This is a genomic window from Phocaeicola sp. GP0067, from assembly GCF_031119655.1.
GTDB lineage: Bacteria > Bacteroidota > Bacteroidia > Bacteroidales > Bacteroidaceae > Phocaeicola > Phocaeicola vulgatus.
Window position 1 is genome coordinate 1 of the sequence record NZ_JAVHZY010000018.1, and the last position, 26,622, is coordinate 26,622.

Annotated in this window: 22 protein-coding genes; 2 read left to right on the forward strand and 20 right to left on the reverse strand. The window is 39.4% G+C overall.

Annotated elements, in window-relative coordinates:
* Positions 1-73 precede the first annotated feature (73 nt).
* The 20 genes from RE317_RS13725 to RE317_RS13820 form a co-directional block, all read right to left on the reverse strand.
* The gene (locus RE317_RS13725) at positions 74-946 is read right to left on the reverse strand and encodes a YjbH domain-containing protein (RefSeq protein ID WP_032945074.1); all 873 of its coding nucleotides are present in this window, start codon (positions 944-946) and stop codon (positions 74-76) included.
* 11 nt (positions 947-957) lie between these two features.
* Positions 958-2,085, reverse strand: coding sequence for a glycosyltransferase (locus RE317_RS13730; protein ID WP_032945033.1), 1,128 nt, complete (start codon positions 2,083-2,085; stop codon positions 958-960).
* 243 nt (positions 2,086-2,328) lie between these two features.
* Positions 2,329-2,919 carry a hypothetical protein gene (locus RE317_RS13735; RefSeq protein WP_165859761.1) on the reverse strand — a complete coding sequence of 197 codons (591 nt, stop codon included), beginning with the start codon at positions 2,917-2,919 and terminating at the stop codon, positions 2,329-2,331.
* 121 nt (positions 2,920-3,040) lie between these two features.
* Positions 3,041-4,243, reverse strand: a complete 1,203-nt coding sequence (locus tag RE317_RS13740; RefSeq protein ID WP_032945030.1) for a glycosyltransferase family 4 protein — start codon at positions 4,241-4,243, stop codon at positions 3,041-3,043.
* The gene (locus tag RE317_RS13745; protein ID WP_050484596.1) at positions 4,233-4,985 is read right to left on the reverse strand and encodes a glycosyltransferase family 2 protein; all 753 of its coding nucleotides are present in this window, start codon (positions 4,983-4,985) and stop codon (positions 4,233-4,235) included. Before RE317_RS13745 ends, RE317_RS13740 begins: the two co-directional genes overlap by 11 nt.
* Positions 4,986-5,001: 16 nt before the next feature.
* Positions 5,002-6,090: an EpsG family protein gene (locus tag RE317_RS13750; RefSeq protein WP_032945027.1), complete on the reverse strand. Its 1,089-nt coding sequence runs from the start codon at positions 6,088-6,090 to the stop codon at positions 5,002-5,004.
* Positions 6,091-6,174: 84 nt separating this feature from the next.
* Positions 6,175-7,389, reverse strand: a complete 1,215-nt coding sequence (locus tag RE317_RS13755; RefSeq protein ID WP_117874034.1) for a glycosyltransferase — start codon at positions 7,387-7,389, stop codon at positions 6,175-6,177.
* Positions 7,386-8,540 carry a polysaccharide pyruvyl transferase family protein gene (locus RE317_RS13760; protein ID WP_080704544.1) on the reverse strand — a complete coding sequence of 385 codons (1,155 nt, stop codon included), beginning with the start codon at positions 8,538-8,540 and terminating at the stop codon, positions 7,386-7,388. Before RE317_RS13760 ends, RE317_RS13755 begins: the two co-directional genes overlap by 4 nt.
* Positions 8,541-8,546: 6 nt before the next feature.
* Positions 8,547-10,271, reverse strand: coding sequence for a thiamine pyrophosphate-binding protein (locus RE317_RS13765; RefSeq protein ID WP_032945024.1), 1,725 nt, complete (start codon positions 10,269-10,271; stop codon positions 8,547-8,549).
* 9 nt (positions 10,272-10,280) lie between these two features.
* Positions 10,281-11,147, reverse strand: a complete 867-nt coding sequence (locus RE317_RS13770) for an SDR family NAD(P)-dependent oxidoreductase (RefSeq protein ID WP_032945021.1) — start codon at positions 11,145-11,147, stop codon at positions 10,281-10,283.
* Entirely contained in the window at positions 11,144-12,067 is a 924-nt protein-coding gene (locus RE317_RS13775; RefSeq protein WP_050484593.1) for a glycosyltransferase family A protein, read from the reverse strand. Before RE317_RS13775 ends, RE317_RS13770 begins: the two co-directional genes overlap by 4 nt.
* A complete protein-coding gene (locus RE317_RS13780; RefSeq protein WP_050484592.1) occupies positions 12,064-13,569 on the reverse strand; it encodes a lipopolysaccharide biosynthesis protein in 1,506 nt (501 codons plus the stop codon). The genes RE317_RS13775 and RE317_RS13780 overlap by 4 nt, the downstream gene beginning before the upstream one ends.
* A gap of 231 nt (positions 13,570-13,800) precedes the next feature.
* The gene (locus RE317_RS13785) at positions 13,801-14,634 is read right to left on the reverse strand and encodes a transcriptional regulator (RefSeq protein ID WP_007844007.1); all 834 of its coding nucleotides are present in this window, start codon (positions 14,632-14,634) and stop codon (positions 13,801-13,803) included.
* Between the two features lie 479 nt (positions 14,635-15,113).
* Entirely contained in the window at positions 15,114-16,316 is a 1,203-nt protein-coding gene (locus tag RE317_RS13790; protein WP_032945019.1) for a site-specific integrase, read from the reverse strand.
* Between the two features lie 83 nt (positions 16,317-16,399).
* On the reverse strand, positions 16,400-18,265 hold the full coding sequence (locus RE317_RS13795; RefSeq protein WP_008652200.1) for an ABC-F family ATP-binding cassette domain-containing protein: 1,866 nt from the start codon (positions 18,263-18,265) through the stop codon (positions 16,400-16,402).
* A gap of 7 nt (positions 18,266-18,272) precedes the next feature.
* A complete protein-coding gene (locus RE317_RS13800) occupies positions 18,273-19,106 on the reverse strand; it encodes a DUF3805 domain-containing protein (protein WP_005840339.1) in 834 nt (277 codons plus the stop codon).
* Positions 19,107-19,148: 42 nt separating this feature from the next.
* Positions 19,149-19,526, reverse strand: coding sequence for a VOC family protein (locus RE317_RS13805; protein WP_005840337.1), 378 nt, complete (start codon positions 19,524-19,526; stop codon positions 19,149-19,151).
* A gap of 17 nt (positions 19,527-19,543) precedes the next feature.
* Entirely contained in the window at positions 19,544-20,335 is a 792-nt protein-coding gene (locus RE317_RS13810; protein ID WP_005840331.1) for an MBL fold metallo-hydrolase, read from the reverse strand.
* Positions 20,336-20,344: 9 nt separating this feature from the next.
* Positions 20,345-21,535: a hypothetical protein gene (locus tag RE317_RS13815; protein ID WP_005840329.1), complete on the reverse strand. Its 1,191-nt coding sequence runs from the start codon at positions 21,533-21,535 to the stop codon at positions 20,345-20,347.
* Positions 21,536-21,697: 162 nt separating this feature from the next.
* On the reverse strand, positions 21,698-22,075 hold the full coding sequence (locus tag RE317_RS13820) for a RidA family protein (RefSeq protein WP_005840327.1): 378 nt from the start codon (positions 22,073-22,075) through the stop codon (positions 21,698-21,700).
* Positions 22,076-22,502: 427 nt separating this feature from the next.
* Between RE317_RS13820 and rho the strand changes: the two genes are divergently transcribed.
* On the forward strand, positions 22,503-24,512 hold the full coding sequence (gene rho / locus RE317_RS13825) for a transcription termination factor Rho (protein ID WP_032945017.1): 2,010 nt from the start codon (positions 22,503-22,505) through the stop codon (positions 24,510-24,512).
* A 223-nt stretch (positions 24,513-24,735) separates the two neighbouring features.
* Positions 24,736-26,616 carry a right-handed parallel beta-helix repeat-containing protein gene (locus RE317_RS13830; protein ID WP_117892553.1) on the forward strand — a complete coding sequence of 627 codons (1,881 nt, stop codon included), beginning with the start codon at positions 24,736-24,738 and terminating at the stop codon, positions 26,614-26,616.
* The last annotated feature ends 6 nt before the right edge of the window (positions 26,617-26,622 follow it).

Below are 26,622 nucleotides of genomic sequence, written 5' to 3' on the forward strand. Positions count from 1 at the left end.
AAGATGATTTTATGGTTTCTGACCGCAAAGAAACGAATTCTATCTGGAAATTCCTATGAATGAGCGCTTTTTATTATTTTAAATGGATTTTGAAGACTAAGCCACCGGAAAAGTACTTGCAACGGTTCAGTTCTACTACGGCGTTGATGTAGTCTTTCCAGAAGCTGTACTCCATACCAAGATTTACCTGGTACTTCGCCCCGTCAGGGTCAAAAGTCAAATCCTCCTTCACATCCGTATAACCGGGAACCACTTCTGCCATTAAATTAACACCATTAATGGCTTTATGCACCCAAGAATCACTGTCCTTCAAATGAAACCGGAAATTCGCACCCATAGCCGGATTATTCAACTTGTTATCAAAACGGTTGCTGTATATCCATGACAGGTGTGCACCTAATGTACCCACATTCTCAAAATAAAAATGTTTGGTTATGGCCAGATAATAGCGGTTAAGAAAACCATTACCATAATTTAATTCTGAAGGTTTGGACAGCGATCCTCCATTCCATGAATCACCTATCACATCATTCGCCCCGAGAACTATCTGGGGGGTCCATTCTTTCCACCAGCCTTCTTTCCACACTCTAAGCCGAAAATGAAAGGAACGGTCCTGATTAATAAATTTACCATACGTAGAAGGAACCCAATAGCCCGAACGATTACCATAGTCCGTGGGTACTGCCTTATGCCCCATACATAAGTACCCGGCTTCCAACCAAGGGAAAATAGTTATGTTTATGTAGTAATTCCATGTATCATACCACCAACGGGGAACGGTAGCGTGATGGTTCAGCCAGTTACCACCTGCCATAAAGGTTTTGTCACGCTGCATGTCGGCAGTGGGCATATTCATCAGACCTGTGGTGCCGTAGTTGATTTGCGCATCTGCATATACTGTCCCGATGAATATAAACAGGCTTAATAAGAATCCACTTTTAATCATTGTTTTTATCATCATAATTCTTGATACACTTTTTCCATAGCATCCACCATATGTCCTATTAAAAAATTTTCTGCAACACGCTTATGTGCAGCCCTAGAATATTCTTTTTGCAAACTTGTATCTCTTACCAATTTATCTAGAGCTTCCGCATAAACTTGATTCAAGTTCCCCTTTTGCGAAACTTCTATACCAGTAATTCCATTAAGATTAACCCAATTTACGCCACTCCCCTCAATTGTAAAAGTAACAGCTGGAGTATAACAATACATAGCCTCGGCCAATGCTACACCAAATGCTTCATTCTTTGTGACAGAAGGAAAAGCAAACACACTGGCCGCATACAGATAACAACGCAAATCATCCTCAGACAACCTACCAACAAAATGAATACGTGCCGAGTTACGTTTCTTAGCTAATGCTTTCAATCTCTTTGTCAAAGGACCTTTACCACCGATAACAATGACACAATCGGATTTCATATATCGTTCCGCCTCTATCAAATGCGGCAAACCTTTATATTTAGTATGCCTGCCCATAAAGAAAACAATAGGTTTACCATTATATAGGGCCCTTATTTCCTGAATACGTTCCTTATCTCCTATTCGAAGTTCAAATAACTTTTCATCAATTGCATTCGGTACTATACGTATTTTTTCTTTCACTTTTTGTAAAGGCTTAGAACCATCCCTATACTGCGGACTCGTCACTACAATACAATCCGCTCGTTTAATAATCCATTTTTCCCAAGGACGTACCGCCCAGTATAGATACCACTGACGTATAATATCCATATGCCAATGCAACACCAACTTAACATCCTTCGGCATTACTAATCGCAACAATATAGCTGGGAAAGGATTCGCCCAATGAAATTGTATTACATCTGGTTTTTCTGTTAAAATAGCCCATCGCAATCCATTTTTATACGACAATGACAATGCCTGACGAGCAATGTTTACAAAAGTTGCAATACGATATATACGATGACCATTTATTTCATCTACAGCATTCTCCCGTTGATTATTAAAACAGACCACGCTTGTAATGTGTTTTGGCATCCTTTCCACAAGATATTTACAGATACCCTCTACGCCTCCTAAATAAGGAAAGTAATATTTTGAAATATGTAGTATATGCATAACTCTATTTCTTAGAAACTTAAGTATATATAAGATGTAACATACTAATGATCTATAGCATTTTCAAAGCCAATAATAAAAATAGTCTTAACGCGTCTTTACCCTTATTCCATGCTTCTAGGAAAAATGTACAAACATTACTTTTACATTTCCCAATAAAGCCTTTTTAACTACAAAAGATAAAACCCACATCCCCAAAAAGAGACCTGATATATACGTTTTAAAAACAATATGGCAAAACCATTAAGTAATCTGCTTTTTATAAATTCTCGACATCATTTCTCTCCCTTTCAGTTTTAATACTGCTTCATCAAACGAATAGTCTAAATGAATTACAGGTGGAGAAACATAAGCCCCTTTGTTTTTTAATGACTTAGATACACAAGTAGCAGCACCAACTGTTATAGCATTACCTATAAAAACATTAGGCAGGATAGTACATCGTGCACCAATATAACAGTTTGAACCAATATGTACTTCTCCATCCACTCTCACATACCCCATACCCGTTTCTTCGAAATAAAAGCTATGTGTCCATATTTGAGTATCGGCACCTGCCAGCATGGAGTTTTCTCCTATCGTAATGCTACTTGTTAAATCCAATAAATGAGAGACTCCTATCCTAGCATTCCTTCTTAAATGAAGGCAAACTGATTCATATAAAACTGCAATACTAGATATCTTATTGAGATTATGAATACTGGATTTTTCATCCATCAAAACATCAAATCCTCCTTTAATAAAATTCAAATGACCTATTCGGCTTTCCTTCTTCATTACTAGTGAATCAACAATAATCAAGTTAAAATGACCAATTGTAGCTTCTACATCCATATCTATATAACGACATAAAACAAGAGAAAAACCTACCCTTTTCATCTTAATATGAAGAATTTTAAAAATAAAAAAGGGAAACAACAAGAAAAACAAGCACCTAAAAACTCTCATACTTTTATTAATCTCCATAAATATCAATCAACCCTTTAATATGACTTTCCATCGAATAATCATTTAGATGAAACGTATTTATAATATTCTTTTGCATTTCATTCAAATCAATTTCTTCCAATCTTTTAATAGCAGTAACAAACGAATCATAATCACCTGTTTTAAAAACAAATCCTGTTTTCCCATTTTCTATTTGTTCAGAAGCGGCACAGCGATCTGGAACAATACAAGGAATACCATATGATTTCATTTCTATAATAGTCAAAGGAGCACCTTCATACCAAAATGAAGGAAATAGCAAGCATTTTGACTGAAGAATGTATTTTTTCTTTTCCTCCCCTGACGCCCATCCTACAAAATCAATTTGTGGATATTCTGCCTGATACTTTTCCTTCAAATAACCATCACCAACCACCAGTCCTTTTAAATGCAAATCAACCATTGCTTTACAAAACAGATCCAATCCCTTTTCAGAAGACAAACGTCCCATAAAAAGATACGCTGCATCTTTCTTCAATTCGCATTTCGTATCAGACAATTCTAATGGATTATTCAAACGTGTAACTGGATAAATCTTTTTTTTCGGCATATGACATAAACATAATTCATGGGTCAAGGCTGAAATAGATATGAAATGTATATCATTCTTCCAAAAATAGAAATTCTGAATTTTCTGCCGACATACTCTCCACATTTTCTGTGAAAAAGAACGAGCATCACAATTACACAAAACACATCTCCAAGAAAGAGGGTTTCTTTCACAAATAGAGCGCTGGGGATAAACAAAAAAACCACCATTAGGACAAAAGGAAAAATAATCATGCATAGTAACTACTATCTTAGCATGATGTTTCCTTGTCACCGCAAATAATGATGCAGAAAGAACTTTCGTCCATGAATGAAAATGAATAATAGTCTTCTGTAAATCCAAAGATGACAATAATTTATCAAACTCCTTATACGCTTTTTGGTTCCAAAGACCTTGAATTATCGCCTCAAGCCGATTCGAATTATTCAATATATCGTACTGATTCAAACAAAACACTTTCACACCCGTCGCTTCTAAGCAAGCATCAACAGGAGCAACACCAGCAAAAAAGAATACCCGTTTACCTCTGCGAGACAATTCACAAGCAGTCCGAATTGCCACACTACCAGCACCACCATTTATAAAGGCAAAGTCATTAACTATTATAATATTACTTACCATAAAAAAACTTCAGATAAAATACCTTTATTATTTTCTTGATGCCAATAAGTCCCATAACCAATCTAGGAAAAAGAACTGCATGATTATCTCTTAAAATAGACAAGTGTTCTTTATCCATAATTCTGTAAGAAGTCCCCGTAGCACCTTCCATTGAAAAATAAGCAATATAAGAGTCAATCTTCCGAAAACGGTACCCTGACAAATAGGCCTTCTGAACCAAAGAAAAGTCAGCTTTCAAAGGATACTTTAAATTAAATCCTTTTAAATCCAAAATCATTTTCCGCTTCATTATCATCCCTTGATGACAACCCAACATTTCATACCTTACTCGAGAACAACATTTTGATTTTGTGTACCGGAGTATTCCATCAAAGTACCGATCTATTGTATTACCATAAATAATATCATATTCAAAATCATTCTCACCTAAAAAGAAAGAACGTAGTCCATCGGGCAACAATTCATCATCCGCCCCTAACACATAAATCCATTCACCCTTTGCTATAAGAACTCCTTTGTTCAAGGCATCATAAATACCCAAATCTTGCTCCGATATATACACAATATTTTTGCATACATATTCACGGACTATGTCCAATGTATTATCTTTTGAGCATCCATCAACTACAATACATTCCACGTTTGTATAGCTTTGACTATAAACACTATCTAACGCTCTGCGAAGATATTTTCCTGCATTATATGTTGCTATAATGACAGATACTAACGGATAATAACCCATGATTTTATCAAAAAAATTAAATTCCTACTATAATAGATTTATAAGGAATAGTGTCAACAGCACCATGCTGACATTCCACATAATAAAAGTAAAAAAACAACAAAACATATATTGACATACAAATTCTCCTTCCATTATTTTTCTTAGACTGTCTAAATATCCATGGCATAAGTACCATTATAACAATCATTTGATAATAAGCTATACGAAAGGCAACTTCAAAGAAAGCTGACATTATAAAAAAAAACAAACAATATAAGAGGGTCAAACGGAGCATCTTTACTACACTATCCCATTCTCCTTCTTTTTTTGATTTACATACATACAAACACCCGAAACAGAAGAACAGCAAAAAGAGACTTGTCCGAGGAATATCCACTCCTGAATTGATATATAAGTCCGCTAATTCCATTTTTACTAATCCTGTTTGACTCAAATAAAGGAGTATAGAAATAGAATTCGTCAAAAGAAATAAGATAGCAGCTATATTAATCAAAAATGAAAACCTAATGTCTTTTATCCAATACATCACCCCCACCCCCAAAAAGACAAAAGCAGAATTATGGAAAAGATAAGCAATTAAACACAACAATAAAAACTGCCAGTATTTTGCATCAAAAAAATAAGTCATAGAATACAAGCATATACAAAGAGCAATAGACTGCCGCATCATAGACAGTCCTAACCAATAGAAATAGAGCATATACGAAAAGACTAACAATGGTGCAATAATTTTTTTACGAAAATGAATCGCAGTCATCCCTAACAATACCATCTTCAATAATTCTGTTATAAAAAAGAAAAAGTTTATATTAGAAGTTATACTGCCACATACATAATTCAACAATAAATAACCATACTCCGGATTGGAAACAGACTCTATATACAAAGGAAAAGAACGTGAATAAACCGCTTTATAAAACCACTCTATTCCATAAGTCTGCAAATCCCTACCTACCGTTTCATCACGTAATCCCCCCACTAACGAAGGAAACAAAACAAACAACAAGAACAATACAGCAAATAGATATTTATTCTTGACAGAAAGATTTGCAAGATAAAATAATAAAGTAGTTATTAAAGCTACCGATAAATAGAATATCATGTCTATAGCTTATTATTATCAAACAAGTGATTTAGCATAATCATTTTTAGACAATCCATTATATATCAACCAACCATACCTTCATCACTTATATCTTTCATAAGACGCTACATCACGAACAAAATCAAACGCCTTCTTCTGCATATTCTGATATTCTTCTACAGAAGATTCACAAACATACCGAATACCTTCCGCTAAAGAACCCGAATCCTTCAATTCAGCCAGATAACCATTCTCCTTGTGCCGAATCTGTTCTGGTACCCCTCCCACATTAAAACCGACACAGGGTAGTCCGCAAGCCATTGCTTCCATAATGACATTAGGGTAATTATCAGCAAGGGAGGCAGAAACAAAAACATCAGCCGCATTATATACAAGAATCAAAGAATATTCATCATGCAAAAAACCAGTAAACCGACAAGATATTTTCAAATCTTCCTTTACATGCGAATTTTCCTCACCAAAAATCAGAGCTTCATAAGATGCAGAAGATAATTGATTTAATGCTTCTCGCATATATCTCCATCCCTTGTACTCATCATCCACACCAGCAGCTCCGAAAAGAACTAATTTATGTTCCTTCCCCACACCTAAGAATTCTCGTGCTGCTTGTCGATTACCTGGATGAAACTTTTTCAGATCGAACACATTAGGAAAAACCGTTACTTTATGATTTTTCCATAAAGCACTTTCCATCACGCACTTACCCAACCATGCAGAAGGAGTATAAGCTTCTAAATTGGCATATACCGACCAACGTTTCATTCGAACCTTAAATTGACGAAAAGCTAAATCAAGACCCAACGGATGAGTCCGAAGGAAAGGACAATTCTTACATTCCGTCTTATATTGCTCACAATCCATTGCATGATGACAACCTCCTGTTACAGGATTCATATCATGCATATACCACCGAACTGGTTTCCCTAGTTTCAAAACTCGTTCTATCTCACGAGTAGAGAGCATAGACCCCGCAACCCAATGAATATAAATCAAGTCTGCCTCTTTTATCAGAGGATGTTTAGCTACTGACACAGATAAAAAAGGAAAGCTAAACACGGCCCATGGATGAAATGGCATTAAAAGAAACCTCATTATTTGATTAATAAGCACTGATTTAATTTTAGCCCACTTACCATTTGCTATGATGCTATGAACATAAGGTACGGACTTTTTCTCATGAACTAATACTAGCATCTCTGCATCCAACCCTGCCTCACGCATCGCCTCACAATGTCGAAAAGCAGCTATTGCCGCCCCCCCTCGAGAATCTGTAGCATTTATATGTACAATTTTCATTTTGTCTGTTCATTCATAATTTTGGAAAAAAGTTCTTTTAGCCCGTCATAATATTTCGTCTTGAAATATGGAAGAATATGATAACTCAATTTCTTTGCAAGCACTTTCTGGCAAAGACTATAAGCATCATCCAAATCTTTTGCTACGTATACGTAGTCATCATAAACTCCCTTGAACCAATCAGCGCCAGTTGTCACCTTATGATCCGTCGTTTTCAAAATAATAACAGGTGTACCTGCACAAAGAGAAAAAATAGTACCATGATAACGGTCAGTAATAGTAACCTCATAATTCGAATAAGACTCAATTTCCGCCCAAACATATCTTTCCAAATCGCTACGAATTTTCATAAAATTTTCCTTGATAGTCGTATCCTTTTGGATGACACGAGTTATCATCCTAATTTTGTCACGAAATGTATCCAAATCTTCATAGCTATAAAGTTTTTCATCATCATTACGAGTACAAAGGCATACCCCAGAACGAGGATTGTCATACTGTCTTAGTCCTATAAGTGTAGTCACAATATCAGGAAATATCTTCACTGAAACTTTCGAGAATAATTCCTTTGCCTTCTCATATGACACTAAATCACGAGCCAAAAATAGCATACGACTAGCTTTATTATGATTCTCAGAGAAACGAAATGCATTTTCTTCATGCTGAAAAAAAACTGTCTGAGGCATCATCAGAATCTTAGCATCAGGCATAGCATCAATAACCAAAAAATGCATCAAAGGATGATTACCACCTAAATCCTGTGTGCAATAACCACTTTGAAAAATAATGATATCCCTATCTTTCACAAAGTATCTCTTCAAAAAATCAAAAAATTCCACTCTCTTATCACAAACTGCATCAGATTCCACTTTAAAAAGATAATACTCAGGATAATTTTCTTTAATCCATTTCAAAATACAATAATGCTGTGCTAAATCCCCCAAATTTGAATGAGCAGTAATCCCCAAATAATAAATACAAGGAAGATTAGGATTCTCGCCTTTACAGGAAATAACAGTTTCTCTGAAATTTTGAAAATCAACCAACATATGCTTATGTTTCCGTAAATATATAATTTTACTCTTTATTGGCCGAACAAACCATCCCAAATATCTTTTAAGGAAAAGATAATACGCACTTCTTTTATTCATATTTTTTTAAGTGATAATTATTTTCTTCAAAACGTCAGTCCCTTTTTCACCCAGAACATTTTTTATCAATGCTTTAATATTGTCTGTCTTAGAGCTAATTCTGTTTGATGCCAAAATCAAATCATTAGCCTTCTTCTCATTATCCACATAAGTAAATACTTCAAGAATAATAGGTTTGTCGCTACGAGAAATTAAGTTAACCTTACATTTTTCAAAACTACTTTCATCTGTAGCTGAAAAATAAATAAAACCGCAATTTTCTGCCCATCCCTTTGCGCTTCCATTATGACCATTTGCAGAAATAAAATCAGCCACATGCACATCTTCCTTCCAAGCATCTGTCATAATTTTAAATTCTGCACCACCACCATTATTAATCAATATAATACGCACATTCTTTTTAATATGGCGTATTCCCAAAGCATTCATATCATAAAAAAAGGCCAAATCACCAGTTATGATAAAACAAAGTTCATCCGTATTCATGCTTTCTCCAATTAACATAGAATTACACCCATCTATACCAAAAGCCGCAACATTGGCATATCCCTGTATACTAGGATCTAATGGGAAATAATTCCAGCACCGAAGACTGTTCAATATAGCATAATTGACTATGCTACATGAAGGAATTTCTTTGTAAAGTTGCTGCGCTACATAAAGGTTAGAAAACGGTAACTGAATATTCCTATTAAGCATTTCTTCCAATTGTATCCATTTTTCATAATATGAATGTCCACACAGATGCACACCTGCCAATCTATTGAAAAAGAAATAATCAGGACACTCAAACACCTTAGTTAACCGAGAATATGTATCTACTAAAGCACCATCTTCTGCAACCCGCCAATGCTCCATATCACTAAGACCATTTAGTGCTCCATAAAGTGGATAATCCCCTGTTTGCCCACCTATAGTAATTAAAATATCAGGATGAAGTTTCTTCATTCCTCCACAAGCCACCAAAAGATTACCTTGAATCGAATATTTCCCATGATAATTAGATAGATGATTTACATAAACCACTACATTATAATTCTCACAAAATGCCTCAATAGCCTTCCTCTGTTTTTCATCGAACGGACGGTGCTCTCCCACTACTATTAAAATTTTTTTTCCCTGCAATTCAATCTCACTCCAATCATCCCATGCCATATAACGTTGAAGAGGACGTACATTAGGAAGCTGCTCATCAATAAATTTCCCTTGTAGTGCATCCACTATGCGGATATTCAGCTGAACTGGACCTGGCCTACGATGAGTAATTTCCATAATCGCTTCACGAGCAGCATGATAACACTGGCTACGGGTATTTTCATCAGTAACAGGCGGTAAATCAAAACTTCGTTTTACCGAATCACGCGGAAGAGAACACTGATCAGGTGCCTGCATATAGTCTTGGTATTGAAAGCGTTCTAGTTTTGCTGTCGTTATAGCAAGTACAGGGACATGTTTATAAAATGCCTCGGTTAGTCCTGGAATATAATTACGAGTGGCTTGCGCACTGGTACATGAAGTAGCTATTACCTCTCCTGTTTGGAGATAAAGACCAATAGCAAAATACATAGCACTCCGTTCATCTGGCACAGAATAACAATGAAAAAAAGTGTCATCTTGTACAGCTTGCGAAATAGGAATATTCGTTCCTCCCGGACTAATAACAATATGGTGAATGCCATATTGTTTAAGCATTGCTATAACAATCCTTACATTTTCTTGAATAGTATACATATCTCTTGATTAAAATGAATATGGCACATCGTCATACGTAAGTATTCCAGCACCACCAGTCATATATATAATATCACCCATTATTGCTCGTCCCATAGATGAAACAAGGATTACTGCCATATTAGCAACTTCTTCAGGCATAATATATCTGCCAAGTGGTAAACGCTCCAATACCATATTATCGTTCTGATTATCTTTCATTAACATCGGTGTGGCAGTAGGTCCAGGAGCAATACCATTGACAGTAATACCATCCTTAGCCAACGCTTTAGCCAATCCCAAAGTAAGGCCTCTTATTCCCCATTTGCTGAGAGTATAAGCAGAATTAGCAGGACGAAGACTTGATGCTGAAGCCACATTTAAAATATTACCTTTAATCCCATTATCTACCATATATTTTCCGAATACCTGCGACAGAAAAAACGTACCCTTCAAATTAGTATCGAGCACGCTATCATATTCTTCCTCTGTAGTATAAGGCATCCCTTTAAAATTCACTCCCGCATTGTTAACCAAAATGTCAATAGGTTGTCCATTCACCGCATCCTGCATTTGTGTAAATACAAGTCCAAATGATGCTACATTCGTATTATCCAAAACAAATCCTACTGTTTTTGTGTTATATCTACTCAATTTACTTACTGCATTATCCAAACGCCCTTTAGAACGTCCTGTTATAATCACATTACATCCTGACTTGACAAAAGCTTCAGCTATAGCATAACCTATGCCACTAGTTCCTCCTGTTATTATAGCATAACGCCCCTTTAACAATTCATTTTGAGTAACACTCATTAAATCTATTTTCACATAGCTAACAGAAAAACGATTTAATAATAACTTAAGTTTCTTTTTGATAGTTGGCAAAGGATTCATAGGCTGCAATTAATCAATATTTTTATTTTTGCAAAAAAATATTTAATGATAAATCTAAAATATTCTATAGGTTTGTGATGACGTTTAGCTGTATTAGCCATTATCAAATAATATCGCTGATGCGTCATAGCAGAATACCATATTTTTGTTTGATTATCCATACTACTGATATTATTTATTGTATGAATTATTAACTCTACACTATCATACCAACGTTTTATTTGATGGCTATAATTGGCATATGCACCTCTACTATGAGAACCATTTCTAACTAATATATTATATATATGTTTTTGTATAGTATAACATCGATTTTTATATAGTACAGGTAATAATAATTGATAATTCTGTCCTCCGTCTTTATTTGTAAAAATAGACCTGTCAGTTAACTCTGAAAACAGTTTAGCTGTTCTTATCATATGACTACCTGCAGGTGCCCATATATTATTGTTCCAATAATAAAAGTCCTCAAATAAATCTTCTTTTGATTTGTTTTGTATTGCAATAGGAGTTTTTGTCATAGTAATCTCATCAACATAGTTAGCCATTACCCTTACACAGCTATACTCTGGATGATTATTCAAGACATAAACCATACTAGTAATTGTAGTATCATCATCAAACCAATCATCCGCATCAGGCCAAAGCAAATATTCCCCTCTAACATATTTCAAACCATTATTGATTGTCGTAGACAAACCTTGGTTTATTTGTTCATAAATATGAAAATCGTATTTTTTATCCTTGAACTTATCCACATACGATTGTAATACTTGTGAAGTGTGATCTGTTGATCCATCATCGATCGCTATAACTTCTACATTACTATAATTTTGTAATAAAATAGAATCTAACAGTCTAAAAATAAGAAATTCAACATTATAACAAGGTATTATAATACTAACTAATGGCTTTTTCATTTTTTCATTCTTTTTATTTTCGCAATAAATATTTTTCTTTCAATATGAGTAAATCCAATATAATACTCTGATATGCCTATATATATAATGGATAGAAAAAAAAGAAGCAACATTGTATCTACAGATTTGTCCAAATAAATCCCTAATAGGAAGAGAGGTACCAAAGAAAATAAAACCTTTATGGCTGGTTTCAACGTAACATACCAGTATTCTTCCATATTAAAGCAACATAATCTTTTCAATATATATATTTGTAACAATAAAAGAAAAAAATTCGATAAAATAATATATATCGTCACAGTATATGGTGGAAAGTTCATTGAAAATAGCCAATAACAAATAGGCAAACAAGAAAAGTTAATTAAGCTAAACCATAATTGATAATTCTTTATGCTTCCTGAAGCTTGAATAGTTGAATCAAATCCTGTACTTATACACCAAAATAGATTACTAATTATTAGTAAAATAGAAAAAATGGATGTATACTGTGGTACATTTCCAAGCCATAAATCTAAAACTGTATCCATACATAAGATACAAGGTACTGCTGGAAAAAGAATAATAAAAAATGAATATTTAGATAATTGATATACCAATGATAAAGACTGAGATGAATTCCCTATACTATAACTCTTAATGATTTGTGGAACTGCTGCCTGTCCTAAATTCCGGACAAACATCATAACATATCCATTAACTTGAACAGCAAGACCATAAGCTGCATTGACTATTGTTGTAAAAAACACATTAAGCACTATAGAAACTCCCTGCCCTTGAGCAATAGTGCTTCCAGCTCCTAACATCGTCCAACTAGCAAAAGAAAAGATATGCTTATAAATTTTAAAATTTAAATTTAACTTCCATTTTGTTAAAAAAGGTTCTTTCATTTTACAATAAAGGATCGTAGAAATAGGAGCAATACTTGTATAAATGAATGCTATAACAGCAAATAGCCTCAAGCGGTTTCCCATATAAAATGTGAGAATAATAACTAAAAATAACTTCAAGAAAGTCCGAGCTATTTCCATAATAGATGTAAACAAGAATTTCTCCCGTGCAATTATTAAGCCAGTACTTGGAATTGCCAAAAGACTTACTGCTGACGTTATTACTGACCAATGTAATAAATAAAGAGCATCTGGTATTTTATCTACTTCCACATTCAAATAATGATTTACATAATGCACCCCAATAGTTTCGCCCAAAAGTAACAAAAAGATAGCCAAAAAAATATGTATCAACCTTATTGTATTATATATCAGTTGTGGTTCTCCTTTATCTCCTTTTCCTAATTCTACTGTAATAAAACGATAAGAAGTTGTCGTCATAACAGTACTTAAAAAATTCATTATAGTAACAACTCCACCTATAACTACATAAAGTCCATAATCATCTATACCTAAAGCTTTTAAGATGAAACGAGACGAATACAATCCAACTACAGTAGTGACTATTAGTTTTATATACAATATAATTGTATTTTTTATTATCTTATTATTCATTGAAGAATTTGATATAAGCAAGGTACAAACAACATATATCGTTTTAAAAAAAACTTAAAAATAGATCCTCATGTAAAAATAAAAACTCATTATCCAACTTAGAGTGGACTCAACATATAGATACTGCTCTGATATCTATATACGAAATAACAAATATTAGTTATTAACAATTTATAAGGAGAAGCAGAATAACTAAAAAATAATTTCTTTACCATTTAGATTATAGAAAAATCACTCCACCTTCTCAAACGGAAAAGCCTGAAGATAACTAATAGCCACCGTCATATTACCAAAAGCAAACACCAGCTTTGTATTCCGATGCAGACGCATGATACACCCCTCCTTCCCTTGAAAAACACCACCCGTAATACGTATCTTCTGCTTTTTCTGAATATACTCTTCAAGAGGCTTATCCATCAGTTCAATGTTATAAGGCATGGATTCATACAGATAAATAAATTCTTCCATCTGTCTATGGGGAATAACAGCCACGCTATAGGAATTGCGGTCTTTTGCAAGATACTGCCGGGGGAACAGATGGGCAAGGATGAGATTCAATTCATCCAACGGGGCACATACAAACAGATAACCATCACCCGTGATTTCCTTTTCATCCGTCAAAGCGTTCAACTTCTGTACAGAGCCTGTCGCGAACGCCTCCTTTACGGCAAAGGCGGACTCCCGACGGGCCGCATATTCTTCCTTGCTATAAGGACACCGTTCAAAACGTCTTTTATGGTCAGCAGAGGTATATGAAAACACTTTGAAGCAGAAATATCTTTCTTCCTTTATGCCAGACCGGGTATTAATCATCACAGCCCTCCTGCCGGTAAAGATTTCGATATAGCGTTTCAGCTCTCTGTTGCGCAGGAACATATAATACCACTTGTGGTCAGGATATTCTTTTTCTTCCCCCGTCTGTGACGTGGTTATCAGATCTGACCCCTGGTCTGGGCAGGAAGCGATTGAACTGCATGGCAGTAACCTAGGCGCTTTACCCGTTATGTTTTGATTCTGCGGAAAGGAGTATTCAGTACCCAAATCCGCATCATTACAGATTTGCATCAAAACATAAATTATTTATCATTTGTACTTCTAAAATGAAGGCTTGTTGAAGCTTCATTTTTGGGGTTCTCTTAGTAAGAGATCCCCATTTGGCTGCAAAAGTAGCTATAATTCCCAAGAAATGGAAATCTTTTGTTGTTTTAAAATGCTTTTAACAAGAAATGTATGAGAATTGTTCGTAAAATGTTATGAATTGCGATGTGTATGTTTCACATTATCAGCAAATTAAAGAGGGATGGGGATCTCTTACTAAGAGAACCCCATTTTTTATAAAACGAATCATGCTATCAAACAGCTGATTTTCAGATTTATCACACTTGTTCATGATAAAAAATAAATTATCCTAAATTAGATATCACACGAAGTCACACAGTATTTCTCTATTGTACAGCCAGCCCGCATGATATTCTACATCGCTGTTTCGCCAGCAATGTAGAATTATTTTTTCTTGAACAAAATATCCTGAGATACAAATAAAGTTACAACCCTTTTAAAATAATCTGATTGGCTCTGTCTATCTGTGAAGTGGAGATGGATGCCAGATAAATATGAGTGGTCTTTTCATTATCGTGCCCCAGCCCTTCGCGGATGATGTCTGTAGACACCTTCCTGTCCTGCGCTATGCTGGCCCAGCTATGGCGCGCCACATAGAAAGTCAACGGCGCCTTTAATTCCAACCGCAAGCCTATTTTATTCAAACCCCGTCCTATTTGCTTGGCCCTCAGTTTATATTGCTTGCGGTCATTTATGTCACAATACCGCAAAATAGGCAGCAGGTACTCGGAAGTGTCATCCTTGTATTTATCCACAATCTCCTGCATCAACTCCTCCCACAGAATAGTCAGCCGTTGCCCGGTCTTTTTCCGGCTGTATGTCAGAATTCCATTCTGGAGGTTGCTCTTCTTCAAGTGTGCCATATCAATAAACGACATGCCCCGGGTATAGAAACTGAAAAGGAAAATATCCCTTGCCAGCTCCAACTGGGGTTCGAATGACAAATCAAGTTCCTTGATCATTTTGATGATTTTAAAGGGAACAGCCCGTTTTACGGTCTTGTCTATGCCGGTATAGACATGTTTGAAAGGTTTCTTGTCGGTGGTATAGCCTTGCTCTACAGCCAGATTATACACACTCCGCCAGATTCTCATATAATAGGAAGTACTGTTCTTTACCAAGCCCTTCTCTTTCAGATAGGCTTCATACATCTCCATCAGCTCCGAATCAAAGGCTTCAAAACTCAGATCTTCATTCTTTCTGAATTGGATAAAGCTGTTCATTGTCGAGGTATAGCCTTCTGCCGTCCGTCCCCTTTTCTGCCGCTCCAGTTTATTGATACATCGTTGCATGAAGTTGAACACACTCTCTACAGAAGGGATTTTCCGGAAAGAAGCCACGATATCATCAATGGTGTATTCCACACCGGTCCGCTCCAGATCATTGATAATACCTTGTAACCGCGTCATCTCCCAATTCGTCTGGTCACGTATCAGCAGAAGACGCGCTTTACATTCAGACTGTGTTGAAATAAGCAGACTTCCGGTGGAGTCGTCCCACTCGGAAGGCATGATCCGGTAAGAAGTCTTGATGAGCCGTGTCAGTCTGTAATGAATAATTTGATAACTTAATACGCCCTTTTTTCCTTTTATGCTCGATGGGCGGAATTTCAATTTAATGGATGCCATATTTCTTTTCTATATTATGGTTTTGTTATTCAAAACGAATATAGCAATATGGCATCAGGTACATTGTTGCACCTCCGGTTATTCTATCCTTCTATCTCGCTCAGTTCCAACCAGCGCATGGTCTTTTCATCAATCAAATCATTCAGTTCCGGCAATCGTTTGGATTTCTCCGTCAGTTCCTCCACTCCCAGCGTACCGCTGCAAAGGGCGGCTTCTATATCGGCCTTCTCCTGCTCCAGCCCGGCTATTTCTTGTTCCAGCTGCTCGAACTCTTTCTTTTCCTTGAAAGACATTTTCCGCTTGTCATTCAGGCGCACGCGGGCGGTCTTTTCCTCCTTCGGCTTCTCCGCCTCTTTCTCGCGCTGCTCTTTCGCCTCGCGCCAGTCACGATAATCGGAGTAGTTACCCGGAAAATCACGAATGTCTCCCTGTCCCTTGAATACCAGCAAGTGATCTACCACCTTGTCCATAAAATAGCGGTCGTGGCTTACTACGATTACACAGCCCTTGAAGTTCTGCAAATATTCTTCCAAAACCTGAAGGGTGATGATATCGAGATCGTTGGTAGGCTCATCCAGCACCAGGAAGTTGGGATTACGCATCAGCACCGTACATAGGTACAGGCGGCGGCGTTCTCCCCCACTCAGTTTATATACATAACTATGCTGTGTTTCGGGGGTAAACAGAAAATGTTGCAGAAACTGGGATGCAGTCAGCTTCTTTCCATTTCCCAATTCGATGACTTCGGCAATATCCTGCACCACGTCGATGACCTTCATTTGCTCATCAAACTTCAGACCGTCCTGAGAATAGTATCCGAAACGGACTGTCTCACCGATATCCAGTGTTCCACTGTCCGGCTTCTGTTCGCCCATCAGTATTTTAATGAACGTGGACTTTCCCGTACCATTGTTTCCCACGATGCCCATCTTCTCATAACGGGCAAAGATATACGAGAAATCTTCCAGAATCTTCAAATCACCGAAACGCTTGTACAGATGATCCGCCTCAAAAATCTTGGAGCCGATGTAAGAGGCTTTCATATCCAGTTTCACATTGCCGTCGTTGAAACGCTGCTTCGCCACTTTCTCCAGTTCGTAGAAAGCTTCTTCCCGATAACGCGCTTTATGTCCGCGTGCCTGGGGCATACGGCGCATCCACTCCAGCTCTGTGCGGTACAAGTTATTGGCGCGGGCTATTTCGGCATTGGTAGCCTCGATACGCTCCTGCCTCTTTTCCAAGTAATAGCTGTAGTTCCCTTTATATGAATAGACCTGCTGATTGTCTATCTCGATAATTTCAGAGCAGACGCGGTCCAGGAAATAACGGTCGTGCGTCACCATGAGCAGACTGATGTTTCCCCGGCCGAGATACCCCTCCAGCCACTCCGTCATATCCAGATCAAGATGGTTGGTAGGCTCGTCCAAAATCAGGAAATCGGGCTCGGTTATCAGCACATTCGCCAAAGCCACCCGTTTCAACTGACCTCCGGAAAGATGTTTGATCTGCTGGCTGAAGTCCCGGATTTTTAATTGAGAAAGGATTTGTTTCGCCTTCCGTTCATAATCCCATGCCTTTTCGTGCTCCATCCGTGCCAACAACTCTTCCAGTCCCGGATTGCCTTCGGTTTCCATGCAGCTTTCATATTCTTTGATGAGTTCCACCGTGCTGTTTCCGTGATAGAAACAGGCTTCGAGCACGGTCAGGTCTTCGGGATAATGTGGGTCTTGCTCCAAATAGCCCACCCGCAAATCACGACGAAAGACGATGCTTCCTTCATCATATCCCTCCTTACCGGCTATTATATTAAGTAAGGTAGTCTTGCCTGTACCGTTCTTTGCTATCAGACCGATGCGTTGTCCTTCGGCCACTCCAAATGAAATCTTCCGGAACAATACCAAGTCACCGAATGACTTGGTAAGCCCGTCTACTTGCATATATGGGGTCATTATTTGTCTATTTATTTAAATCATCCAACACTGCCTCCGCCTCTCGCTTAATTTTCCTGAATTCGGATTTCAAGTCGCAGGGAAGTCCCTTTTTAGCTTGTCCCCACACCAGTGCGGCAGGGTCCAGCACCATATCCGAACACATAAACTGCAAGGCGGGATATTCTTTCTGTCCCTCAATGACAGTCACCCATTCCATACCTTCCATCTCATTCACCAGAATGGCTCCGAAGGCAATACCGAAATTCTCCCACGCCATACGCTGCTGGGTCTGGAAACGTCCGCTGTCCATTACCTGCTGTATACTGTCAATATCGCTCTCCGACGCAGTGAAATCCTTGGTGAGTTGCTTTTTAATCGTGGTAGAAGCCCACTCAAAGGCGGTGTTCACCTCCCCGATTTCCAAGACACGGATCGGAATGATCTCACGCGGGTGACTTACACCTTCTTTGCGGATCTGCAAAGACCGGATGATTTCTTCTGCCGGATGCTTGTCACCTCCTTTGGACACGGTAAAAGAACATTCGAAAGAAAGATCCCCCTCTCCTGTCACCCAGATATGAGTGGTGTACCAGGCGCCTTCTTCCTGAAAAGTTTCCGCGCTGTAAGCACAATCCCACTTGCCCACTTTCACCAGGGTGGAAGAAGTATTTTCTTTCAATTCGTATGCGATGCACTGCGGACCATAGTCAGCCGCTTCATCCTTATAGGCCGATATGCGGAAATTACCTGTCCACCGGTCAGGATTATAGAATAAAAAACTCTCTTCTGTATCTTCAAACTCGTGCCAGCCCATCGGGTATTCCAATGAGAACCAGCCACCGGGAGAAATGTATTTCATAGTCTCTATCTTTTTAATTCATTACTAACGGAAACGATCGTCTTACTTTACCGGCAATATCTCAATCCAGTAATCATCAGGATCATTGATGAAATACAAGCCCATAGCGGTGTTCTCGAAGCAAACGCATCCCATTTCCTTATGGAATTTACGGACTTCGTCATAATCACCTTCCACACGCAGACACAGATGGCTTTCGTTCTCACCCAACTCGTATGGCTGGGTATGGTCACGCAACCAGGTCAGTTCCAACAAGAAATTGCTGTGGTCATCGGCCATATACACCAGCACGAAGGAACCGTCCGAAGCTTCCTTACGATGAGACTCATGCAAACCTAACGCTGTTTCATAAAACTTGATACTCTTGTCCAGATCAGTTACATTGATATTGAAATGATCAAATCTTCCTTTTACTTTCATATTGTGTTATTCTTTTGTTATTCAATCTCTATTTTTTGTCCGCGATGTGTCAATGACACAAAACGCACTCCATGCGCTTCGGCAAAGTCGCGGAAAGCATTTGCCTTGGCATACTCCGGTGTGAAATGCATGGGTACAAAGATATGAGTTTTTATCTTTGTTACAAACTGTCCGGCACCCCGCATGTATTCTTTTCCCAAACGGGGGTCAACGGGAAACATCGCCACATCCACTTCGGGCGTATAGGCGTAAAGATCATCCAGCTCATGCAGGAAATTCTTCTCAGCTCCCTTCCACTCCGCCTCGGTGCTCTCGTCCATCCAATGCCAGTTATTCAAATCACCGGCATGAAAAATCTTTTTTCCACTTGCCTGAAGCAAAAACGATACTCCCACATCCGTGGAACCGAAAGCACGCACGCTCAATGTTTCATCCTTATATTCCTCTCCTTTTTTCAGCCAGACGGCATCTTCTTTCTGCGCCCTGCGATGACGCAAAATGTCTTTCGAGAAAATATAGATAATATCCGGCCGCTGTTCACGCCATTGCAATACCTCTTTATTAAAATGATCCGGATGAAAATGACTGGCCAGCACATACAGTTTTCCGGGTCTCCGCAATAATTCGCTGTGTACGGTTCCTTCCGGCATTCCCGCCTCTTGATTGCTGAAAGTCCCATCCATCAACCGGTTCAAATCCGCCTGCGCCTGTCCATCCTCCGAATCACGGTAATAATCCATGATTACAGTAAAGCCATCGCCTGACAAGGCGAATCCGCTATGATATATATAAGTAAGTTCCATATCCATACAACAAATTTATTTACCGATAGGTTGCACCTGCGCACGGGTCTTTTTATCAATCTCCAGAAACATATAATTCACTTTACCCGAATGTATCAGGGAGTCATTCTCCCGGTATTTCCTCGTAGCGTATTCCTTTGATTTCTCGTAGGTCAGTTTCGACATCTGGTTCTGGGATTTGCCCACCATGGTAGAATCCAGCTTCTCATCCGGAAAGAAATCATCCAGATTCACATCCCCTATCATCGTGGTTTCCAGAAAATTCATATTCTTATGTGATTTGTCTGTGTAATAACCCACAAACATATGTCCCGGAATACGCACCAGGATAGGATTGATATTGATGGCTTTCATCAGTGAGGCCAGCAACACGCTGCCATCCACACAGTTTATCTGCGAGGATTCCAGCGCATCGTCCAAGGTACGGACGCGCTGTGTATAAACCACATTGGACGAAAGACTGGTATTGGTGGTGGAGCTATACTTAAAGTTCCGCTTTTGCAACACATTCCACAATGCATAGACCTGTTTGTCCACATTCTCCGACTGGTGTGCATTACCTTGATACCCAAGAAAACGATTGACGATACGTGTATCCAAGGCTTCACGCAATAATTTGTCAATCTGAGGATGCTCCTCGTTAACGTAGGCCGCAAAAAACTCTCCCGTATCGTGAAACTTCATTTTATCGTCCACATATCCTAAAGGGCACTCATTGATACTGCGCATCGAGATGGTTTTCAAACGCTGTGGAAGTTCTTTCTTATTCAATTCCGCCTTGACGGAGATGCTAACGGGCACTGCCTGATTATTATCACGCAAAGCCTGATAGTTCCATATAATATCCGGGAAAACCAGATATTCTTTCCCCGCCTTGGGTAAAATAAACTCAGATACAGACTGAGAGAAAAAAGGAGTCTCGGCCACTTCTATACGCAATTTGCTATTGGCATAACTGTTCTTCAGCCGGATGGCGATACACGACTTGGGATTTCCGATATAATCGGAATCGGCAGGTACGATTAAACTGGCATCTGTGGTTGCGGTAGAAAGAATGGTTGCAGGGAAAATATTACCACCCAGCTGGTCGGTAATCTCGAACCCGGATTTAAAAGGCTCATACCGATAAATAAAGACTGAAAATGCCATTACCAGTATAGCAGATAATATTAATGTGGACCATTGCCACTTGTTCAGTTGTTTCATATTCCACTTTTCTACGCTATCTGTTAATCAGTTGTTTTTATGATTCCCCATCCACCATCATTCACTACAGACTACACTGATTGACACAGGTTCCATATCAAGCAATTGCTTTTCAATAGAAATAATCTGCATCAATCCGTGCAATCGGTGGCGAAAAGCTCGTTATCTCACTGCGATACTCTCTATCTCCACAAGCGCTCCTTTCGGCAAAGCCTTAACAGCTACAGCAGAACGGGCAGGGAAATCTCCTTCGAAATACTTGGCATAAACAGCGTTCATTTCAGCAAACAAAGACATATCTGCCAAAAATACGGTTGTTTTTACGATATTAGCGGTAGTCAGACCGGCTTCTGCCAATACATTCTTGATATTCTCAAAAACCTGGGTAGTTTGTTCAGTCACTCCTCCCGGAACAAATTCACCGGTAGCAGGATCAACGGGAATCTGACCTGACAGGAATACCATACCATTCACTTCAACAGCTTGACTGTAAGGACCTATAGCAGCAGGAGCCTTTTCTGTAAAAATCACTTTTTTCATCTTTTCTCTATTTATAATTAAGTAAAAATCAAATTTGACGGGCTAAATTAGTATTTTTTTTGCTATTTCATGCAGACTCTGCTGAACAATCTGACCTATTTTTACGTTCATTTAACATCAGGGTTTTCACAGACAGAAAGGATGTTTCCCCACGTCGTTTTTTTTATTAATTTCATTAAATTCGGCAAAAAATCTTCTGTAATATGCATGAGATTAAAAAAAAATATCTACTTTTGTCCTCGGTAAATACGTCAGTTCCCTATCCGGGAAAGTCTGTTTACTTCCTGATAACAATCAAAACAACATCAATCCCATAATCGTAATTATGAGTGCATTTCCCCCTTCTAACACATTTTTGTGTAGATTGCGCTCCTTAATTATACCATTAAAAGATTATAAAGAAATATATTACTAATAACTATACTCTATGTATAACATTATTCAATTAAACGACAAAGACTTGTCGGAATTACAATCGATTGCCAAAGAGTTGGGTATCAAGAAAACAGACTCTCTAAAAAAAGAAGATCTGGTTTATAAAATTCTGGACGAGCAAGCCATAGTCGGAGCAACCCAAAAAGTAGCGGCAGAAAAAGCCAATGAAAGTCAACCCCGTAAAAGATCACGTATCAACGTTAAAAAAGACGGTGACAAGGTCTATACTGCAACCAAGGACAAGGCACAGAAACTGGAAGCCAATACCCCGCAGCCTGCCGCCGCAGCTGCCGAAACAGTAAAAGAGACTGCTCCTGTAGCGGTAACACCACAAACAGAAGCCGTGACCGAAACAAGCGCGGAAGAAAAAACACCTAAAAAAAGAGGACGCAAACCGGGTAGTAAGAAAGTAACAGCCAAGACAGAAGAACAACCTGCAACGAAAACGAAAGAAACTGCAAAAGAGGAAGTGAAAGCTGAAGCACCGGCGAAACCGACACCCAAAAAAGCAAAAAAAGAAGAAACACCGGCTATTCCCGAAGAAAAAGAAGTGATTCTTCCCGAACTGGAATTCGGCAGTGAAACCGATGATTTTATTCCCATCGAGGATCTTCCTTCAGAAAAAATAGAACTTCCTACTGAGTTGTTCGGCAAATTTGAGGCTACCAAAGTAGAAACACCGGCTCCGGTACAGACACCTGCCCCCAAATTCCAACCACGCCAGCAGCGCGATCAAAATCAGAAGTACAACAATCCGCGCAACAATAATTACAACAATCCTCGTCAGGCAAACAATAATAACAATACGACGGCTGAGGGAGAAGCGTCTGCCAGCATTCCTCAACAACCGGAACGCAAACAGGTGGAAAAGCCTTACGAATTTGAAGGTATCCTGACCGGTACCGGGGTATTGGAAATCATGCCCGACGGATACGGTTTCCTCCGTTCATCCGATTACAACTATCTTTCCTCACCCGATGATATTTACGTTTCACAATCGCAAATAAAACTGTTCGGTTTGAAGACCGGTGACGTAGTGGAAGGCTCTATCCGTCCGCCCAAAGAAGGAGAAAAATATTTCCCGTTGGTAAAGGTGGAAAAGATAAACGGTCTGGATCCCGGATTGGTACGTGACCGCGTTCCGTTTGATCACCTGACCCCGCTGTTCCCCGATGAAAAGTTCAAACTTTGCAAAGGGGGATATAGTGATAACCTTTCAGCCCGTGTGGTAGATATGTTCTCACCTATCGGTAAAGGACAGCGTGCTTTGATTGTGGCGCAGCCCAAAACCGGTAAGACGATCCTGATGAAAGACATCGCTAACGCAATCGCAGCCAACCATCCGGAAACGTACATGATCATGCTGCTTATTGACGAACGTCCCGAAGAAGTGACAGATATGGCGCGCAGCGTAAATGCCGAAGTGATCGCTTCTACATTTGACGAACCGGCAGAACGTCACGTAAAGATTGCAGGTATCGTACTGGAAAAAGCGAAACGCATGGTAGAATGCGGTCACGATGTGGTAATCTTCCTCGACTCTATCACCCGACTGGCACGTGCATACAATACCGTCTCTCCCGCTTCCGGCAAAGTATTGTCCGGTGGTGTGGATGCAAATGCCCTGCATAAGCCCAAACGTTTCTTCGGTGCTGCCCGTAACATTGAAAACGGTGGTTCGCTGACCATTATCGCAACCGCACTGATTGACACCGGTTCCAAGATGGATGAAGTAATCTTCGAAGAATTCAAGGGTACAGGTAACATGGAACTCCAGCTGGACCGCAACTTGAGCAACAAACGTATCTTCCCGGCAGTAAACATCGTGGCATCAAGCACCCGCCGCGACGACTTGCTGCTCGACAAGACTACTTTGGACCGTATGTGGATTCTTCGCAAGTATCTGGCAGATATGAATCCTATCGAAGCCATGGATTTCGTAAAGAGTCGTTTGGAAAATACCAAAGACAACGAAGAATTCCTGATGAGCATGAACTCATAAAAAATAAATCTCTTTTATTAAATGACGCAGGCTATACCTTTTCATTAAGGTATGGCCTGTTTTTTATTATACTTCAATCAATATATCAATGCATCAATTTGCTAATATGCCCATGACCACGCAGAGTAGAATGCAGCAAATTGACACATTGGCAAATTATCCAATGGGTACAAAACCTGATTCCTTCCGTCTGATTAAAAAGACCTTTAAATCCGGAGAACCCATGAAAACAAAAATAATCTGCTTTATCGCATTTGTCAGTTATACCTTTTATTTAACCGCAGGAGATATTTATGTTTCTCCCTACGGTAACGACAATGCTGCCGGTACACGCCAATCTCCCCTCCAGACTCTGGAACAAGCCATCAAGCAAGCGCGCGAATGGAGAAGATTGCAATCACCCGAAACAACCGGAGGCATAAATATCCTATTGGAGGAAGGAATATACCCACAATATAAAAGCCTGTTCATCCGCCCCGAAGATAGCGGGACAACAGACTCTCCCACCCGTATCACCGCTGTTCCCAATGCCCGTGTAGTCTTAAGTGGCGGAGTTCCTGTGACAGATTGGGAACAAGGATGCAAAGATACCAGAATACCAGAAACACTTAGAAATAAAATATGGGTAGCGGAAGCGCCCCGTATGGGAAACAGGATATTGGAAACCCGGCAAATGTGGGTCAACGGAACAAAAGCACAGCGGGCCGCACAGTTTCCCGACGGAGTAATGGAACGCATGATTGATTTTAACCCTGAGGAAGAGACGATCACCATTCCCACTCCACAAACAGCAGGGTTGAATGCCGCTTCACAAGTAGAGATGATCGTTCACCAACGTTGGGCCATCGCCATACTGAGAGTGAAGGAAATGATTACTGAAGGGGCAAATACAATCGTCCGTTTTCATGATCCCGAAAGCCGGTTGGAGTTTGCCCATCCCTGGCCTCAACCTGTCATTGACGGAGAAAAAGGAAACTCCACCTTTTGTCTGGTCAATGCTCTGGAACTATTGGACCAGCCCGGAGAATGGTATCAGGATTACCCTTCCGGACGCATCTATTATTACCCGCGTCCTCACGAAGACATGACGAAGGCGCAAGTCATTATTCCGGCTTTAGAGACTTTACTGACTATAAGCGGAACTTTGGAACGCCCGGTAAGGAATATACATTTTCAAAATATATCTTTCGAACATACTTCATGGATGCGCCCCTCTTATCAAGGGCACGTTACATTGCAAGGAGGCTTCCATCTGCTGGATGCTTACAAGCTACCCATACCGGGGCTGCCCGAAAAAGCGGAACTGGAAAACCAGGCATGGATAGGCAGACCCGAAGCTGCAATACAGATAAAATGCGGCAATAACATAAACTTCAACCACTGCACATTCCAGCATTTAGCAGCCACCGGAGTAGATTATGAACGCGCCGTATCGACTTCCATTGTCGAGAATTGCCATTTCACCGATATTGGTGGCACAGCCTTACTGGTGGGCACCTTTCCCGATGAAGGATTTGAAACCCATGTGCCTTATACACCTTTTCATGAACAGGAATTATGTACGGGAATCACCATACGGAACAACCTGATTGAGGAAGTGACCAATGAAGATTGGGGAGGTGTAGGCATCGGAGCCGGATATGTAAAGAATATCCATATCGTACATAATGAAGTCTGCCACGTCAATTACTCAGGTATCTGTGTGGGCTGGGGATGGACCCTGCAGGAAAGCGGAATGAGCGGCAATCGGATTGAAGCCAATTACGTCCACCACTTTGCCCGGAGGCTGTATGATGCAGGAGGACTTTATACCCTCTCCAACCAACCGGGCTCCGTGATGCGCAATAACCGGATTGAACATTTAATTGACGCGCCCTACGCTACCAACGACCGTGCGTTTTACATCTACTTTGATGAAGCGACGGATGGCTATACCGTAGAAAACAACTGGTGTCCGTCCGAACGTTTCGACTCCAACCGTCCGGGACCTCATAATGTGTGGAAGAAGAATGGTCCGCAAGTAGATGAAAGTATAAAGCAAAAGGCAGGGAGGGTCGCTGTAGGTGGGGTGTCACAACCAAGAATCATTATAAAAACAAAATAACAAAAA

Bases quoted from the DNA above. Each gene is read 5' to 3' on its own strand.
- RE317_RS13725 (WP_032945074.1), bottom strand. From the start codon at position 946: ATGATTAAAAGTGGATTCTTATTAAGCCTGTTTATATTCATCGGGACA.
- RE317_RS13730 (WP_032945033.1), bottom strand. From the start codon at position 2,085: ATGCATATACTACATATTTCAAAATATTACTTTCCTTATTTAGGAGGC.
- RE317_RS13735 (WP_165859761.1), bottom strand. From the start codon at position 2,919: ATGGATGTAGAAGCTACAATTGGTCATTTTAACTTGATTATTGTTGAT.
- RE317_RS13740 (WP_032945030.1), bottom strand. From the start codon at position 4,243: ATGGTAAGTAATATTATAATAGTTAATGACTTTGCCTTTATAAATGGT.
- RE317_RS13745 (WP_050484596.1), bottom strand. From the start codon at position 4,985: ATGGGTTATTATCCGTTAGTATCTGTCATTATAGCAACATATAATGCA.
- RE317_RS13750 (WP_032945027.1), bottom strand. From the start codon at position 6,090: ATGATATTCTATTTATCGGTAGCTTTAATAACTACTTTATTATTTTAT.
- RE317_RS13755 (WP_117874034.1), bottom strand. From the start codon at position 7,389: ATGAAAATTGTACATATAAATGCTACAGATTCTCGAGGGGGGGCGGCA.
- RE317_RS13760 (WP_080704544.1), bottom strand. From the start codon at position 8,540: ATGAATAAAAGAAGTGCGTATTATCTTTTCCTTAAAAGATATTTGGGA.
- RE317_RS13765 (WP_032945024.1), bottom strand. From the start codon at position 10,271: ATGTATACTATTCAAGAAAATGTAAGGATTGTTATAGCAATGCTTAAA.
- RE317_RS13770 (WP_032945021.1), bottom strand. From the start codon at position 11,147: ATGAATCCTTTGCCAACTATCAAAAAGAAACTTAAGTTATTATTAAAT.
- RE317_RS13775 (WP_050484593.1), bottom strand. From the start codon at position 12,067: ATGAAAAAGCCATTAGTTAGTATTATAATACCTTGTTATAATGTTGAA.
- RE317_RS13780 (WP_050484592.1), bottom strand. From the start codon at position 13,569: ATGAATAATAAGATAATAAAAAATACAATTATATTGTATATAAAACTA.
- RE317_RS13785 (WP_007844007.1), bottom strand. From the start codon at position 14,634: ATGCAAATCTGTAATGATGCGGATTTGGGTACTGAATACTCCTTTCCG.
- RE317_RS13790 (WP_032945019.1), bottom strand. From the start codon at position 16,316: ATGGCATCCATTAAATTGAAATTCCGCCCATCGAGCATAAAAGGAAAA.
- RE317_RS13795 (WP_008652200.1), bottom strand. From the start codon at position 18,265: ATGACCCCATATATGCAAGTAGACGGGCTTACCAAGTCATTCGGTGAC.
- RE317_RS13800 (WP_005840339.1), bottom strand. From the start codon at position 19,106: ATGAAATACATTTCTCCCGGTGGCTGGTTCTCATTGGAATACCCGATG.
- RE317_RS13805 (WP_005840337.1), bottom strand. From the start codon at position 19,526: ATGAAAGTAAAAGGAAGATTTGATCATTTCAATATCAATGTAACTGAT.
- RE317_RS13810 (WP_005840331.1), bottom strand. From the start codon at position 20,335: ATGGATATGGAACTTACTTATATATATCATAGCGGATTCGCCTTGTCA.
- RE317_RS13815 (WP_005840329.1), bottom strand. From the start codon at position 21,535: ATGAAACAACTGAACAAGTGGCAATGGTCCACATTAATATTATCTGCT.
- RE317_RS13820 (WP_005840327.1), bottom strand. From the start codon at position 22,075: ATGAAAAAAGTGATTTTTACAGAAAAGGCTCCTGCTGCTATAGGTCCT.
- rho (WP_032945017.1), top strand. From the start codon at position 22,503: ATGTATAACATTATTCAATTAAACGACAAAGACTTGTCGGAATTACAA.
- RE317_RS13830 (WP_117892553.1), top strand. From the start codon at position 24,736: ATGAAAACAAAAATAATCTGCTTTATCGCATTTGTCAGTTATACCTTT.